Source organism: Shewanella spartinae, assembly GCF_019457555.1.
GTDB classification, from domain to species: Bacteria; Pseudomonadota; Gammaproteobacteria; order Enterobacterales; family Shewanellaceae; genus Shewanella; species Shewanella loihica.
On the sequence record NZ_CP080418.1, the window covers coordinates 2,706,195 to 2,722,003 of the forward strand.

The 15,809-nt window shown below is 56.3% G+C and carries 9 protein-coding genes; 4 read left to right on the plus strand and 5 right to left on the minus strand.

Going from position 1 to position 15,809, the window contains the following annotated elements:
* The first annotated feature begins 242 nt into the window (after window positions 1-242).
* Window positions 243-3,452 (plus strand): NPCBM/NEW2 domain-containing protein, encoded by a 3,210-nt coding sequence (locus K0I31_RS11945; protein ID WP_220078528.1) that lies wholly within the window; start codon window positions 243-245, stop codon window positions 3,450-3,452.
* 98 nt (window positions 3,453-3,550) lie between these two features.
* Here the strand turns inward: K0I31_RS11945 and K0I31_RS11950 are convergent, their stop codons facing one another.
* Both K0I31_RS11950 and K0I31_RS11955 read right to left on the minus strand, forming a co-directional pair.
* Window positions 3,551-4,021 (minus strand): DMT family transporter, encoded by a 471-nt coding sequence (locus K0I31_RS11950; protein ID WP_220078529.1) that lies wholly within the window; start codon window positions 4,019-4,021, stop codon window positions 3,551-3,553.
* A complete protein-coding gene (locus tag K0I31_RS11955) occupies window positions 4,021-4,581 on the minus strand; it encodes a DMT family transporter (protein ID WP_220078530.1) in 561 nt (186 codons plus the stop codon). The genes K0I31_RS11950 and K0I31_RS11955 overlap by 1 nt, the downstream gene beginning before the upstream one ends.
* A 128-nt stretch (window positions 4,582-4,709) precedes the next feature.
* On the opposite strand from K0I31_RS11955, the gene K0I31_RS11960 reads away from it, so the two are divergent.
* Window positions 4,710-5,609 (plus strand): LysR family transcriptional regulator, encoded by a 900-nt coding sequence (locus K0I31_RS11960; protein WP_220078531.1) that lies wholly within the window; start codon window positions 4,710-4,712, stop codon window positions 5,607-5,609.
* Window positions 5,610-5,679: 70 nt separating this feature from the next.
* Here K0I31_RS11960 and K0I31_RS11965 read toward each other — a convergent pair whose 3' ends face one another.
* The 3 genes from K0I31_RS11965 to K0I31_RS11975 all read right to left on the minus strand — a co-directional run bounded on the left by K0I31_RS11965 (window position 5,680) and on the right by K0I31_RS11975 (window position 10,733).
* On the minus strand, window positions 5,680-7,263 hold the full coding sequence (locus K0I31_RS11965; RefSeq protein WP_220078532.1) for a tryptophan halogenase family protein: 1,584 nt from the start codon (window positions 7,261-7,263) through the stop codon (window positions 5,680-5,682).
* Between the two features lie 113 nt (window positions 7,264-7,376).
* The gene (locus K0I31_RS11970; RefSeq protein ID WP_258406487.1) at window positions 7,377-9,395 is read right to left on the minus strand and encodes a glucosidase family protein; all 2,019 of its coding nucleotides are present in this window, start codon (window positions 9,393-9,395) and stop codon (window positions 7,377-7,379) included.
* A 462-nt stretch (window positions 9,396-9,857) separates the two neighbouring features.
* Entirely contained in the window at window positions 9,858-10,733 is an 876-nt protein-coding gene (locus K0I31_RS11975) for a helix-turn-helix domain-containing protein (protein ID WP_220078534.1), read from the minus strand.
* A 333-nt stretch (window positions 10,734-11,066) separates the two neighbouring features.
* On the opposite strand from K0I31_RS11975, the gene K0I31_RS11980 reads away from it, so the two are divergent.
* Window positions 11,067-13,871 (plus strand): TonB-dependent receptor, encoded by a 2,805-nt coding sequence (locus K0I31_RS11980; protein WP_220078535.1) that lies wholly within the window; start codon window positions 11,067-11,069, stop codon window positions 13,869-13,871.
* Window positions 13,872-14,151: 280 nt separating this feature from the next.
* Entirely contained in the window at window positions 14,152-15,726 is a 1,575-nt protein-coding gene (locus K0I31_RS11985; RefSeq protein WP_220078536.1) for a PEGA domain-containing protein, read from the plus strand.
* Window positions 15,727-15,809: the final 83 nt, after the last annotated feature.

Sequence of the window (15,809 nt, forward strand, 5' to 3'; positions counted from 1 at the left end):
ATAGCGGGCCAACTATTGGCGGCAAAATCAAGCTGTCAGCAAAAGGTGTTAAAAAGCCCAAAACTGATTTTTCAATAATGATTGACGTATTTTCGAGGTGATCCCTGACAACTTGGGATGCTTGGATAGTCTGGCTTATCAAAAAGAAAGCCACCGATAATTATTGCATAGCCAAACTGTTGATTCGGCTGAAGTTGCTGAGGTTAATCATCATGTATAAATGACTCATCAGGAGTTTAACAATGAAAATAACCCCAAGACCCTGTGTAACTCTCACCCTGGCTATCGGCCTCGCGCTGGGCACCCTGCCCAAGGCCGGTCTGGCCGATGGCCTGATCCGCGACCCTAGGATCAGGCCTGACACCCAGATCACGGTTAGCTCCAGCGATCCTCAGCTGGATCTCGCCATCGCCCGTTCGGTCGATTACATCTACGACTATCTGGTGGTCGGCCCTCAGCAATACCCCACCACGGAAGAAGCCGAGCGGATCACTAAGTTTCGCGACGCTGGGGTACCCGCCGTCCCATCTCTGTGGGGCAGCTACCATGGCACACCGACGGCCAATGCCACGGGCTACAGAGAAAACTTCTGCCTGCGGGATGTCGCCCATCAGACTGAGGGCGCGGCCCTGCTTAGCCTCAACGAAGAAAATATCGACATGCTGACCCGCTTCGCCTTCGACGCCCTGCAGGATAAACGGGTCGAAGTCAGCGACCCCAATCTAGACCCCTTAGATCCCTGGGCCTCGGCGCGCCCTAAGAGTTTCTGGCAGGAATACTGGACCCTATGGTCCTACAACTTCTACGGCGCGCCTTACTATATGGATGCAGGTTTTCAGGAACTGCCGGCGCCGCTTGAGCTGTTAGAAAAAGTCTATCGCATGTACCGATTCACCGGCGATGAGCGCTGGTTATCCCAGACCTTCATGGACTATGGTGAGCAGCTGCTCAATGAGTTCGCCAGTCGTTACGACTTTAACGGCAACGGCATAGTCGACAACCGCGGTAACGAAGGGATACTGCCCACCCTGTGGGAGTTTGAGGGCGCCAGCCATATCGGTGACAACGAGCTTAGCTTTAGCCTGTCGCCAGACCAGCAAGGCGGTGCCCTCGCCATAGACAAGAGCTATTTCGCCCGCCTCGGTGTGCAGGACATGAGCCTAAAGGTGAGATTTAGAAACGGCCGCGACGACTACCTCAGGGTCAGAATAAACAACCTGACTTCCGCCACGGGCGAGGCACCTATCCTCTCTAACGACTACCTGTTTATCGAAAATACCCAGCCGACCCAAGATCTGCTGCTCAGCTTTAACCGAGCGCCTGGCGTTACACTGACCACACTCACCGACGGCAAGACCCCCTTGGTGCCGGGCACTGACTATAGCGTCAATGGCAATCAGGTAACCCTTAGCAAAAGCTATCTGGATAGGATCATAGACAACAGTTCCTATCGTTATAAGTTCTCCTTCGGCTTCGAGTTTAGCGATGCCAGCCAGGCCCGCCTGGTGGTAGAATCTGGCTCCCACAGCTACGCCGATGCCATCTTGAGTCAACACAGCGTCACCTTGGACTGGAACAATCTGCAGGATGTAAATCTAACACTGGATTTCAGCCAGACGCCCACGGAAAACCGCGATCTTTATCGCATCGAGAACAACATGAACCGCGTGGTCGAAGCCGGTGATACCCTGGGCGTTCAATACCAGGCCATACTGGCCTATGAGCAGATGCTGCGCGCCAAGGCGCTACTGGTGAACGACAACCAAGAGGCCGCGACGCTTATCGCCAAGGCCGACCAGTATCATGTCAGTGCCCAGTCACTGCTGAGCGATTTCCAGACCCGTTGGTACGATGCGAGCCAGATGACCTACGCCAGGGCATTTGACGGCTATGGCAACGCCATCTTCGGCTGGGGCCATGAAAACAGCTTTTTCATGCCGATGAAAGATTTGCTGGAGCCTGGGGCTAAGGCCGACGCCTACCTAAGCTTTATCCACGACAACTCGGAAAGCCTCAACGAAGAGGCCAAGACCTACCTGCCCGAGGCCTTCTTCAACTATGGCCAGAACGACCGTGGCTGGTATTGGATGCAGACGGGGCTCAAACGCTTCTTCGCCGATCGCAGTGACGATCAGGTGATCAAGACCTATCCGGAGATCGCCTTTACCAACGTCTCCAACCTGGTGACCCATATGATGGGCTTCGAGCCCAATGTACCCCAGCACAGTGTCAGCACCCTATCGCGACTGCCGGCGAGCCTTGGGCATGTCGTGGTAGCCAACCTACCCCTTGGCCAGAGCCTGATGCAGACCAGCGACTATCACAGGGAGATAGACAGCCTGCTCACTCTGCGTCACGACGGCCAGCACAGCACGACACTGAGCCGTAGTACAGGTAGCGGCGAGCCGCTGACCTGGCGCGCCCAGTTTATCGGTAGCTACCCAAGTCTCTATGTAGATGGTCAGGCCCTGACCGCCAGCCAGGCAAGCATAAACGGCGTCACCCTCTCCTATGTGGATCTCGACCTCAACGGCGGCCAGAGCATTGTTGTCTCGACCTCAGAAGATGGCACCGAGCCGCCGGTCGAACCACCGGTAGAGCCGCCTGTTGCCTGGACACCACTGACAGATCTTACGCCCGTCAGCCAGCAGAGCGACTGGGGCAGCATCAATTTTAATAAGAGCGTGGACGGTAACCCCCTGAGGGTAGGCGGTCAGCAATACGATAGCGGCATAGGCACACATGCAAGTGGCGAGATCATCTACGACCTGCAGGGACAGTACCAAGGCTTTACCGCTCTGGTGGGGGTCGACGATGAGGTGGGCAGCAACGGCTCGGTGCGCTTCAAGGTCTATCTTGACAATCAGCTGGCGTTCGACTCAGGCGTGAAGACAGGCAGTGACGCCGCCAGTGCGCTCGATCTTGATGTCGTGGGAGTCTCGCAGCTTAGGCTGGTTATTGAGGATGGCGGCGATGGCATCAACAGCGATCACGCCGACTGGCTACAGCCCCGCCTGACCCAGAAGGTAACAGTGCCGCTGACCAGCCTCACGCCCCTAAGTGCCAGCACAGGTTGGGGCAACATGCAGTATGACAAGAGCATAGAGGGCAATCCGCTTACCCTGGGCGGCCAGACCTTTGCGACTGGCATAGGTACCCACTCCACCAGCGAACTTGTTTACGACCTAAAGGGCCTCTATAGCGACTTCGAGGCCAAAGTCGGCGTTGACGATGAGACCGGTAGCAATGGCAGTGTGGCCTTTGAGATCTACCTCGACGGCCAGCTCGCCTACGACTCTGGCACACTGCTTGGCAGCGATTCACCCCATGCCATCGCCGTCGATGTCAGCGGCGCCCAGCAGATGCGTCTGGTCACCACAGACGGCGGCGATAACATCAACTTCGATCATGCCGACTGGGCCGTGCCTGTGCTGATTCAAAACGGCCATTAATCTTCAGACGGTTTTGGCCACTTGGCGAGTGCGGCGATTGTCCCACTCGCCTTTTTACTGACGAACAAACACAGGCATGAACATAAGACGATAACCATTCAGTGTTTAGTCTCTCGCTGCTCCAGCTCAAACTCCTGCCGCTCGACACTTTTCGCCTCCATCCGGCGAAAAGCGAGCACACCGGCGAAGATGATGATCACCCCAAGCAGCTGCAGCGGATTGACCGCCTTGACCACAAGGTCGAACAGCACGCCGCTCAGCAACTGACCCGAGATCACCAGCAGGCTGCAGAGAGTCGCGCCCAGTCTTAGGATAACCAGGGTATTGAGCACCACAAATACCGCGCCCACGACGCCGCCTAGCCAGGCATAGAAGGGGGCATCGAGCAGGCCTGCGATGGGCGGAGTCGGCATAGACACCAGCAACAGACTCAAGAAGATAAAGCCCACGCCATGGTTCCAGAGCGAGGCATAGTAGGCATCGCTTGCCTGTCCCAGACGACCGTTGAGGATGCGGCAAAGGCCGATACAGACGCCGTTAAGCAGCGCAAGCAGAATAAGCGCTAACATCACGCGCCCTCCTGAGCCAGCAAGACAATCAGTGCGCCCAGGGCCATCACAGTCAGGGCCGCACCCTGCCCCCAATTTAGTCGGCGCCTCGCCATACCAAACAAGCCCATGCTATCGCACACCAGGCCGAAGAGGATCTGCCCCGCCATGATGAAGGCGATGCTGGCGCTCAGCCCTAGGGCGCTGTTGACCGTCATGGCTCCCAGCACCACGGTGAAGGCGCCGGGCAGCCCGCCCAGATAGGCCCACCAGGGCGCCGCCTCGTTGCGCCTTGTAAGGGCACCTTGTCTCAGGCGCACCGCGCCCAGCAATAGGAGGGCGACTAGGGTGCCGACACCATGGGCGACCCAGGAGGCCAGCAGCGGCGAGCCATACTTGGCCAACTCGCTGTTTAGGGCGATCATCACCGCCAGGGCCACTCCGCCCAGCAGCCCAAGCATCAGGTTTAGTGGCGTGCTTGCCTGTGTCTTAAGGTCAATGTGAGCCTGGCTTGTCGGTTCTTGTGGCATCAGTTGTGCCGATTCTTGTGGCATTAATTGTCGCATTAGCTGTTTCGTCATCGTCTCGTTCCACGCTAAATAGCGTCTTATTAGTCATCTTAATCTCGATGGCGCCACTTTAATCTGTTTCTATAAAATAGATAATCCGTTATATTCGAAACTCTTTGTTGCCATAATGGAAACTATATTTGGATATCTACGCCAACATTCCCCTGTTTGTCTCGGTCGTCGAACTGGGCAGTTTCTCCGAGGCCGCGCGGCGTTTAGGCATCAACAAGTCGGCGGTGAGTAAGCGCATCAGCGCCTTAGAGCAAGCCTTAGGGGTCAAGCTTATCCAGCGCACCACCCGCAGACTGCACCTCACAGATGCCGGCAGGCAGTATTATGAATATGTGCACCAGGCCGCCTCTCTGATGCAACAGGCCCAGGATGCCCTGGCCAGCCAACAGGGGGCAGTACAGGGCAACCTAAAGGTGAGCCTGCCCAACGTCTTCGGTCAGCGTCATATCGCGCCGCTGCTGAGCGAATTTAGCCGCCAATACCCGGCCATCAACTTAGAGGTGAGCCTGGACGATCGCGTGGTGGATCTGCTTAAAGATGGCCTAGATATGGTGGTGCGAATAGGCGATCTGCCAGATTCCAGCCTGGTCGCGGTCAAGCTCGCCCCCTGTCACAGCCTGCTGTGCGCCTCCCCCGACTATCTTGCGCGCCAGGGCGATCCCAGAAGCCTTGCGGATCTCAGGGGTCACAACTGCCTCTTCTATTCGTACTTTCGCGGCGGACTGGAGTGGAGTTTTGAGCGGCGCGGCGAGGTGAGCCGAATCAAGCCCCGGGGCAACATCAAAGTTAACAACAGCGAGGTGATCCGCCGCCTGCTGCTCGATGGCATGGGGATCGCCCTGATGCCCAGGTATCTGGTGGAAGAGGAGTTGGCAGCGGGCACCCTGGTGCCAGTGCTCAGCGATTACCAGGCGCCGACACATGGCATCTACGCCCTCACTCCGGAGCGGCAACATATGCCCGCCCGCCTCAGGGTGTTTATCGATTTTCTCAAGCAGGCGTTGGCAGAGCGCGGCGCGAACTGGTAACACCTTTCCAGCCTTACCTCGCTTAAGCCTGATATTCGGCCTGAGAATAGCCCTGAGACTAAGCCAGAGATTAGCCCTGAGTTAGCGCCTCGATAAAGGCCCTGTGATCCGGCAGCTTCTGCGCCAGAAAAGCCTTGGCGTGGGCGATCTTATCCAGCTGCGCCCTGGCCTGCTGGCGCGCCGCGTCATCGAGCGCCTTTGACTGGGTACTGAAGCCCATGCCATAGAGCAGATAGAGATAGTTATCCACCCCAAACACCTCGAACTGAGAGAAGAAGTCGTCGGGATGGGGCGAGAAGTGGTGCCACAGGGCGAGTCGCCGCGCCAGCTCCTCGGACGTCGGCTGGGCGCCCAGATGAGTACGATAATCGCGCCAGAAGGCGGAATCACAGCGGTCCGACAGCTGATAATGCAGCGCCACGAAGTCAATAACCGCCTGCCAGGCGTGGCCGACGATACGGTTAAACCTGGCCTCAAGCACAGGCAGTGTCTCACTGTCTGTGGGGAATTTTCGTGCAAGTAATGACGCGGCGAAGTCAGTCAGCAGGATAGAGGTCGCCTCCAGGGGCTCGAGAAAGCCCTGGGCCAGCCCAAGTGCGACGCAGTTGCCCTGCCAGAACTTTTGCAGGTGGCCTACCCGCATGGTGAGGCTGCGAAACTCGCCGGCACTTAGCAGCTGGTCACCCAGATACCGCTGGAGCTTTCGGCGCGCCTCATCGTCGCTCAGGTAGCGGTCGCAATAGACCAGCCCCACGCCTTGCCGCTTGGGCAGGGCGATATCCCAGATCCAACCGGCCTGATGGGCGCTCGCCTGGGTATAGGGCGGCAGCGGCGCATCGGGCGCGCTGGCCACCTGAGTCACTAACGCCTTGTTCATCCAGAGCTTATCTGCAAGAGAGGTAAACTCGACGCCGAGGGCTTTCTCCATCAAGAGGCCACTAAAGCCTGAGCAGTCTAGGTAAAAGTCGAAACAGCGGCGACCGCCCTCTCTCAGGTGCAGCGCCACTATCTTCCTATCATTTTTACTGCCATTACCCACTTCAGCCCTGTCCGTCTCAAGCCTGCCTGTTTCAACTTCGAGCAGATGATCCTGAATATGCTCGACGCCGAAACGCTCCATGGCATTCTCCCTGAGCAGCTCGGCAAATTTGGCGGCGTCGAAGTGATAGGCATAGGCGTGGGCCCCCTGATAGGGTGCGGAGGCGAGCGTCTTGGGCGCCTTTTGCGCCTCGCAGCTAAAGCTCTGGGGCGACAGGGCTTCATCGAACCCCATGGGGCTAGCCCCTTTTGCGAACTGCTCGAGCCAGAAATCACTAAGATCCACACCAAAGGGACTCGGCGGGTCGAACAGGTGATGAAAGGCGCTCATCTCGCTGCCAGGCTTTCGGTGACGCCAATTGATGAACTTAATCGATTGCTTGAAGCTGGCATCGCAGCGCCTGAACAGCGCCGTCTCCTCAATGCCGAACGCCTGCAGGGACTTACGGATCATAGGCACAGTGCCTTCCCCCACCCCTATGGTGGGGACATCGGGCGATTCGATAAGGGTAATGCTCACCTTAGGGCTACGTCCCTTGAGCGCCAGGCCCAGATGGTTGGCAGCCAGCCAGCCGCTGGCGCCGCCGCCGACGATGGCAATGGATAAGATGCTCACAGCTAGGGCCTCCGATTTGGACTAAGGCGATTCAGACCTGACTCGCAACAAGTTGAAGACGCGCCCTCCCGCTCCGGTATAAGGACAGAAAGGCGCTTGTTAGCGATAACAGCTTAGAGCGAGAGCGACACAGGTCCCTTGCCGTCCCAGCTGAACTTCTGCTCCTTGCCGCCTGGCTGCTGGACGCTGATCTGATAGGCATCATCGCCCTTGGCCTGGGTGCGATTAACGCAGAGATCTACCTTACTGTTAAAGGCGCGGATCCCCCTTAAACACATCTTGTCCCAGCCGGTCGGCAGATAGGGGGCGACCTTGAGACGATTAAAGCCTGTGGGTTCAATGCCGAAGATCCCCTCGGTCACGACACGGGCGTAGAGGGCGCTCTCGGCCGAGAGGTGGCGCTGGTTACCCTCGGGCCAAGCCTCGACCGCATAGGGCACATGCTCGCCCAGCAGGCGTTTGCGCGAATAATACTTAAAGTAGCGCATGGCGGTGTCTGTCTCCTGGGCGCTGAAGATCCCCCTGAAGGCGTACAGGGTCGCCCTGTCCCAGAAGGTTTTGTTGCCCGCCTCGCTGTAGATCCCCTCTGGGCTCCACAGGTAGTCCGACAGCAGGGCATCCAGGGTCGCCTGCTTACGGTCGAAGATGCCGAAGGTTAGCGGCAAGGCGATCCAGGCCCTCAGCTTGTCGTTGCCCTGATAATACTGATAGGTATCGAAACCCTGCACGTTCGCGCCAAAATAACCCTCGATGGCGGCCTTTAGCGCCTCGGCTCGCTGACGATAGTCGCTGGCCAATTCAGTGCGGCCCAGCTCCTGATTCAGGTAGGCCGAGGAGATCAGTGCGCCATAGGTCAGCATGTTGGTGCTGAGGTTCACCTCTCCTGCGGGGAAACGACCCTCCAGCTCGTCGCTGTCGGAGGCGATCACCCCATCTTGGGTCTGCTTCTTGTAGCTAAAGTCGATACACCAGTCGATGAGAGGCAGTAGCTCTCGGGCCTGCTGCTTGTCACCATAGGCCAAGGCGAAACGGCTGGCACCATAGGCGATCATGGCGCAATCGCCCCTGTCACCGGCGCCGTTCCAGTAATCGTCCCCCTCGGCGATGATAGAGGATGGGATCGCCCGACCCTCATCGTTCATGTAACGGGCAAAGTGGGCAAAGCTGTTGATGGCCGACTCGTTGCCGCGTTTATCCCCCAGGAAGGGGAAGAAGGGGTTGATATACTCCGCCTGATCGTTAGCCCAGATCGCCGCGTAGTAGCGACCGCCGCCGGGGCCATGCATCAGGCCTCCCTTGGTCCTGAAGATAGACTCGGCGCTGCGTAGCTTGGCAAACTCGAACATCTTGTTGAGCACAGGATCTGGCGTCTCCAGACGAAGGTTTTGATTCAGCTGGGCGACATAATCCTTACGTGCGCTTATCTCCTGAGCTGGCGTTAGCTCTTGTGCTGGCGTTAGCTCTTTCGCTTGAGCTCGCGCCTGGCCAGGACCCGCCTCACCGGCTTGCTTGTCGGCTCTGTGGGCCTCGAAGGTCACGAAGAGCTCTAGGTCGCTGCCGGGCGCCAGGCTGAACTGCCCCGCCTTATCGCTGCTGGCCTGGATAAGATAGCGGCCATAGACCCCCTTATCCGCATCCGTCTCGACCCTGTAATCTAAAGGCTTAAACTCCAGCACGACGGCCTGCTCGCCCTGGTTAGTAAACCGCAAGCGCTCGATCATCTTAGGCCCTGTGGTGCTGGGCGACAGGGTGCGACTGAGGCGGACCTTGCTGCCCTGCCCATCAGATAGCTGGCTGGTTAGATTCAGGGTGCCATCTATGGTCACACGCTCAAGCGACTCTTTCACAAGCGGCTTACCGCCAAGCATGATCTCGGGCGAGACACTCAAGGGAAAATCATGGATCAGGCTGGCATGGGTGTCGTTAGGAATGGTGCGCAGCATGGGCCAGACCAGCTTACGCTTCAGGGTCAGCTGTCCCTGCTCGTCGCTGCCGTAGTAGATGATGGCCGAGATCTGCTCGCCGCTCATCTCGATATGATCCTCATGCTTGTCCTGTACCTGCCAGGTGATCCCCTCATCGCCCAACTGCCAGCGGTCATTCAGGGTATTGGCGAGATCGTTTAACTGCATTTGGGCCTGAGGGGCTTCTGGGGCGACTTGCTGATCGCCTGAACGGGGCGCTTGGTAAGAACAGGCCGATAGGATGGAGATTGCGCATGCCGATAATAAAATGCTTTTTTTCATACTCTTCTCGGTATTAATAACGTTTTTATCTTGTGTCATTCGAATATTTGGCTATTTATAATAGTCAAAATATAAAATAAGCCGACAAGGCTTAACCCAATAATCAAAGACACTCGGTTATTACTATTCAGTATTATTTTTGATAAGTGGCTCATGCCGATAAATATCCAAGGAAATAGAGACTCTTGTTAAATAGCCTTCTCTATTTACCCGCTAAGCTTTTATTCGCTGCGCCTTTGTTGATTAGCCAGTCTGGACGGGCTAAGCGCGAGCGCTTTACAGATTGAAGCACGCGAGGCCAGCAACAGGCTTACTAAAAAACAATGACACGTTCTCGAAAAATAACCCTCATCCCACCCGGCGACGAAACTCCAGCGGCGACATGTTGAACTCGCGCTGAAAGATGTCATAGAAGCGGCTCACCGAGCCAAATCCCGCCTCCAGCGCTATGTTCAGCACAGGATTCTCGGTATCGATCAGCAAGGCCTGGGCATGCTGCAACCGTAGCTGGTTAATATATTGTTTTATTGAGACTTTCATTACGCGATTGAAGAGCTTCATCGCATAGTTCTTGTGCAGCCCGGTGGACATGGCCACGTTTTCTATGGTGATCTTCTGATCATAATGGTCGGCGATATAACGCAGCATGGTCTGGATATGGTTAAGCCCACCAAACACCGGCTTGTCGACCTCATGGCCGCTACGATGGGCCAGATTAAAGGTGCTGTAATGCTCTATCGCCATGCGGCGGATACGGTTGCGGATCTCGTTGATCACCTGGCTGGCGAGCAAGGGCTCCTGACTGGCGATATCCGCCTCCCAGATCTGCGTCAGCTGGCGATCGCACACATAGAGGCTGTCAGACACCATCACCTCGCCGTGGAGCAGCTGGCTGACAAACTCGCCCGGCAGCATCCAGGTAAGAAAGGCCTGCAGCGGAATGTAGATATTGACTATCTCACCGTCGCCATGACAGGCGGTCATCTGATGGGGGATCGAGGCCCAGAAGATGATCATCCGCCCCTCTGGCACGGAGATCTCCTGACCGTTAATCAAATAATCGGCTGAACAATCAAAGAGGTAGTTAATCTCTATGTGTCCATGCCAATGGCTGTGGGCCATCACCTCTGGCCGCTTGCGATGAAAGCCAAACTTATTGTCCTGCGCCTGCGCCGTTAACGGACTGGCTTCACTAAACGAAATTTTCTCGACCCATTCGAACATAAGGATAACCCCAGTTAACCCACCTTAAGCGAAGCTAACTCAAATACATTTGATTAACAAACATAAGTTATTTTTCGGGAAGTTATACCTGATTTTCTGGAAGGTTCAGAGTGAAACTTACTCAAGTAGCGAGCATGAAAAAGCCTGATGTTAAATATTCGTTAGGATATTTTCTGGAAATCATAGGCACTATTTCGGGAAGTTTCCCTTCCAGTCTCGGGGATATAAATATCAGGGTGAACTGATTTCAAAAATTAGTTTATTGAGCCTGATAAGAATTAATTCAGCCCAAACAATAAAGCTCAAAAAGCCTGAAAACACGAAGGGAACACTATGAAAAGAAATTATCTTGCCTTTGCGATTAGCCTTGCATTGGCCTCTTCACTTCCCGCCTACGGGGCCGAGGACGAAGAGAAGCAACAAAATGATGAGACCGAGATGGAAGTCATCGAGGTACGGGGGATCTTAAGCAGTCTGAAAGAGGCGCAGTCGATCAAGAAGGAAGCCGACAACGTGGTCGACGCCTTGGTCGCCGAAGATATAGGTAAATTCCCCGACAGCAACGTCGCCGAGGCGATGCAGCGTATCCCTGGGGTAAGCGTTAACCGCCTGCGCGGCGAGGGTCAGAGCGTGACCGTCCGAGGCCTATCCGGCGACTACAACGTCACCACGCTCAACGGCAGAAAGATCGCCTCGGAAACCGTGGGGCGCGACTTTAACTATGATCTGATCGCCGCCGAGCTGATTGGTGGCATTCAGGTCAACAAGACCCAGCAGGCCTCTCTACCCGAAGGCGGCATAGGCGCCATCATCAACATCGACACCCTCAAGCCCCTCAACGTGGGCAGTAAGGTGGCGGGCTCTATCGAGGGTTACTATAACGAGCGCGCCGGTGAGACAGATCCCCAGGCCTCGCTGCTGATCAGCGAGACCTTTAACGACGACGAGCTGGGGATCTTGATCTCCGCTAATCACACCTCCTCCTTCACTCGCTTCGACAGCCACAGCGCCCAGTGGGGCTGGAATGAATGGAGCGAGGCGGAGCTGATGCCAAACGGCGATCCTAACGTGTCGGGCCGCTTCCCCAGCTGGCCTAACATCATGGTGAGCACGGATCAGCGCGAGCGCAGCGGCGGCACCCTGGCGCTGCAGTGGCGCCCGACCCCGAACCTGGACATCAACTTTGATGCCCTTTATACCAAGTATGAGATTGAATCTACTGGTAACATGATCTCCCTGGCCCTGTTTGAGGGCACCAACCTGGACAACATCCAGGATGTGCAGTTTGGCGCCGATGGTCACACCAACAGCATCACTATCGGTGAGCCGGGCAACATGGACTCGCCGGCCATCGCCGAACTGCTGGAATCGCAAAATCCCCGCGACAGCGATGCCATGCAGGTGGGACTGAACCTCAATTACATCTGGGACAACTTTAACTTTAACTTCGATGTCGCCTACTCGGAGGCGGAAGATGCCTCGGCGGCGGTCAGCTGGGTGGTGGTGCGCACCGCCATCGACACCCTCACGGTCAACTGGGATAACGGCGAGCAGGTGCCCGACATCTCCTTCGGCGATACCGTGCTGGATGAGAATATCGACTATGGCGCCTGGTATGCCCGCATCGACGGCGACAAGGTGAAGGACAAGACGGGTAACTTTAACTTCAACGGCACCTATGAGCCGGACGATGGCATCATCAGCAAGGTGCTGTTCGGCACCGGCTATAACATGCAGGATAAGGGCAAGACCTACTGGAGCCAGGAAAACCCCAGCGCCTACACCTTCCGTAACGGCACCACAGAGAGCGAGTGGATCAACGCCCCCGACAGCGAGAAGGTGGATATCGCCGGCAACACCCTCTGGGGGCCGCTACCGGCGACTGCCCTCAATCCGGGCAACTTCAACGACTTCATGGGCAGCTCAAACGCCAACCTGCCCAACACATGGGCGGGGATCAACATTCCCGGGCTGTTCGACTATTATCGCTCGCTGGACAGCGAGGCATTCGATCAATACCTGGTGCCCAGACCTAACCTCACCGGCGGCAACACCTATGGGGTGAAAGAGGAGACCATTCACGCCTACGCCGAGCTGATCCTCGATGATGAGATTGCCGGCATGCCCTATATGCTCGACTTCGGTCTGCGCTATATAGACACAACCGTCACCTCCTGGGGCTACTCACAGGATCCCGCCAACATCGCCTTCGATGAAAACGGCCTGTTTACCGACGCGGTGGATACCGTCGGCCTGGTGGAGTTTGAAGGCAACTACAACAAGTTGCTGCCGAGCTTCAACGGTAAGCTGGGGCTGACCGATGATTTGGTCTGGCGTCTGTCGCTGTCACAGGCGATATCACGTCCGCCGCTGACCAACCTGTCGCCGGTTACCTCTATCTGGCAGAACGAGGAGAAGACGCCGCCGGAGAACTTCATCTATGAGAACGATCCAGGCCTGGAGCCCTACTATGCCGATCAGCTCGATACCACGCTGGAGTGGTACTACAGCGATAGCGGCACCCTCAACCTGGCCTTCTACTACAAGGAGCTGCACGGCTTCGTGATCTACGAACCGACACGGGAAACCATCAATGGCGCCAGCTTCGAGGTCACCCGCCCCTACAATGACGATGAAAACCAGTCGCGTATCCGGGGTTATGAGCTGAACTGGCTACAGACCTTCGACGACTTCCTGCCTGATGCCCTCGCGGGCTTCGGTGTGCAGGCCAACTATACCTATAACAACAGCGAGTCGGGTGAATACACGGACGATGGCGAGCAGTTGCCGTTCAAGGGATTGTCTGATCATCAGTACAATGTGGTCGCCTTCTACGAGAACCATGGGCTTAAGGTCAATGTGGCCTATAACTATCGCTCCGAGTACAGCCTGGGCAAGCAGTGGTATTGGTCAAATGCCCTCAACGACTGGACCTCAGAGACCCTACAGGTCGACGAATGGGGCCAACTGGATATGCAGGTGGGCTATGACGTCACAGACAATATCACCCTCACCTTCGAGGCCAACAACCTGCTTGACCCCGATTATGTGCAGTACTTGAACGGGGACAAGAACCACGTGGACTATATCTCCAGCTGGGGTCGTAGTTATCGTGCGGGGGTTCGCTTCAAGTTTTAATCTCCCTTGTTAAATGATTCGCTCAAAGACAATTTAAGCAATCGTTTTGTTCGCCCATTACCACTAGGTGATGGGCTTTTTTTACCCCCATCCCTCGCCGCAAAATTTAGCTTATCCAACTGATATTCCTGAATAATTAATAGTGTTTCTCGAAAACTACTTTAGGCCTGATTAGCCCTTGAATGGGCCAGCCTGGATGGCTTAAGTTTTAGTCGCTCATGGATATCAATCCATCACCAACACAATCACCTACTTCTTCATCGACAGGGAGATTCTTCACATGGAAAGACATTTAAGCAATAAGCCAAACAGGCAACTAAGCAATAAGCCAAACATACAGTTAAGCAAGCACGGAGCATCCCCCTTACTGAGCCTACTCTTCTTAGGTATCATAGGCCTGAGCCTAGCGGGCTGCGGCTCAGGTGGCGATGACGGCCAAACTAGCGAGCCAGCGGTTACACCACCGGTAGCCACACCGACACCAGAGGGGAGCCTCACAGTATCTGCTAGCGAGAGCGGCGCTGCCATCTACCTAGATGGGCGCTTCACTGGCAAGCTGACCCCGGCCGAGCTTACACTCGAGCCCGGCGAATACACCATAGGCGTGGGGCTCAACCAGAGTGAGCAGTATCTTAGACGCACGGTTCAGGTAGAGGCCGACCAGACCATTAGCCTGGCGCTGGATGAGAGCGATCGCCAGCCGCCCAAGGCCTGGAAGGCGCTGTTTATCGGCGTGGCCAAGGTGCAGGCTCAGGGTGCTAGATGTGTCAGCCAATACCAAACCGAGCAGCTCGACGCCGGCTTTGACTTCTTTCGCTGGAGCTTTAAGGAGCGCGTCGAGCCCTACAGCTACCACACCATGGATTGGCAGTTTGAGCGCCTGGATATCACGAATGAGGTGGTGACCCTCAGCAATGACAAGCTCATCGGCCCGGCGGAGATCGAGCCCTATCTGACGAGCGTCGACAAGGGCGACTATGACCTTATCGTCAGCTTCTTTCGCGGCGGCGCCGGTAGCGACGAGTGCTATATCGACGACTTCAAGGGCATCGCCTGGTATGACTATCGCGTGCTCAACTCAGACGCCTCCTACTACACCATACGCTTCTATGATGATGTTAGCGGGCGGATCGAGGCGGCCAAGGCAAATGACAGAGACCCGGGCATGTACATCCACGAGTGGCTGCACACCACGGCGGAGTGGTTCTTTCCCGATCAGGGCTATGCCCAGCCCAGCAGCGACGGCCAGGTGGTCCACGCCGCCGAGGTATACGACTACAGCTGGCCCTGGATGAGTTGGTATAGAGACCTTATTCGCGGCCAGGTGAAACAGCAAGCCAGCTATGTGGGCATAGGCCCGGACGCCCTGCTCGGCTGTAGCGTCAGCGAAGACGCCTTAGGCCTGTGCTCGAGCGCCGCAGGTCAAGCAGCATCAGACGCCTCGAGTCAGACGGCGCCAGAGGCCTTGATTCAAACATCCTTGCTCTATGACAAGATCGCCGGACAACAGGTGCCCTGGCAGACGGTGAGCCGACCCTATCGAGATGGCCGGGTCACATTTGGTCAGCTCCCGTCCGGTGAGCAGCTCTGCCTCAATCGCCACACCGTCAGCTACCTGCTCGGCGATGGCGCCCTAGCACTCACCTTAGATGAAAGCCTCTGCGGCGAGCCGTCCAGCGCCCGTCTCAGCTTTACGCCTTGGCTAGCAGAGGAGCAGTCGTCGCGTGTAATCACGCTGCCCATTGACCAAGCCAGCAGGCTTTTAACCAGCAAAAAAACCTTTATTGAAGGTGAGCACCTCAGCTTAGATGAGATCTTAATTGAGCTAAGAGCACTGATGGCGCACTCGCTCTAGGAGTATCTATCTAACACGCAGCAGGCGGGGCGAAACAGAGGTTATTTTTCGGGAAACATTAGCCCCGTTTTCATGCGCCCGGG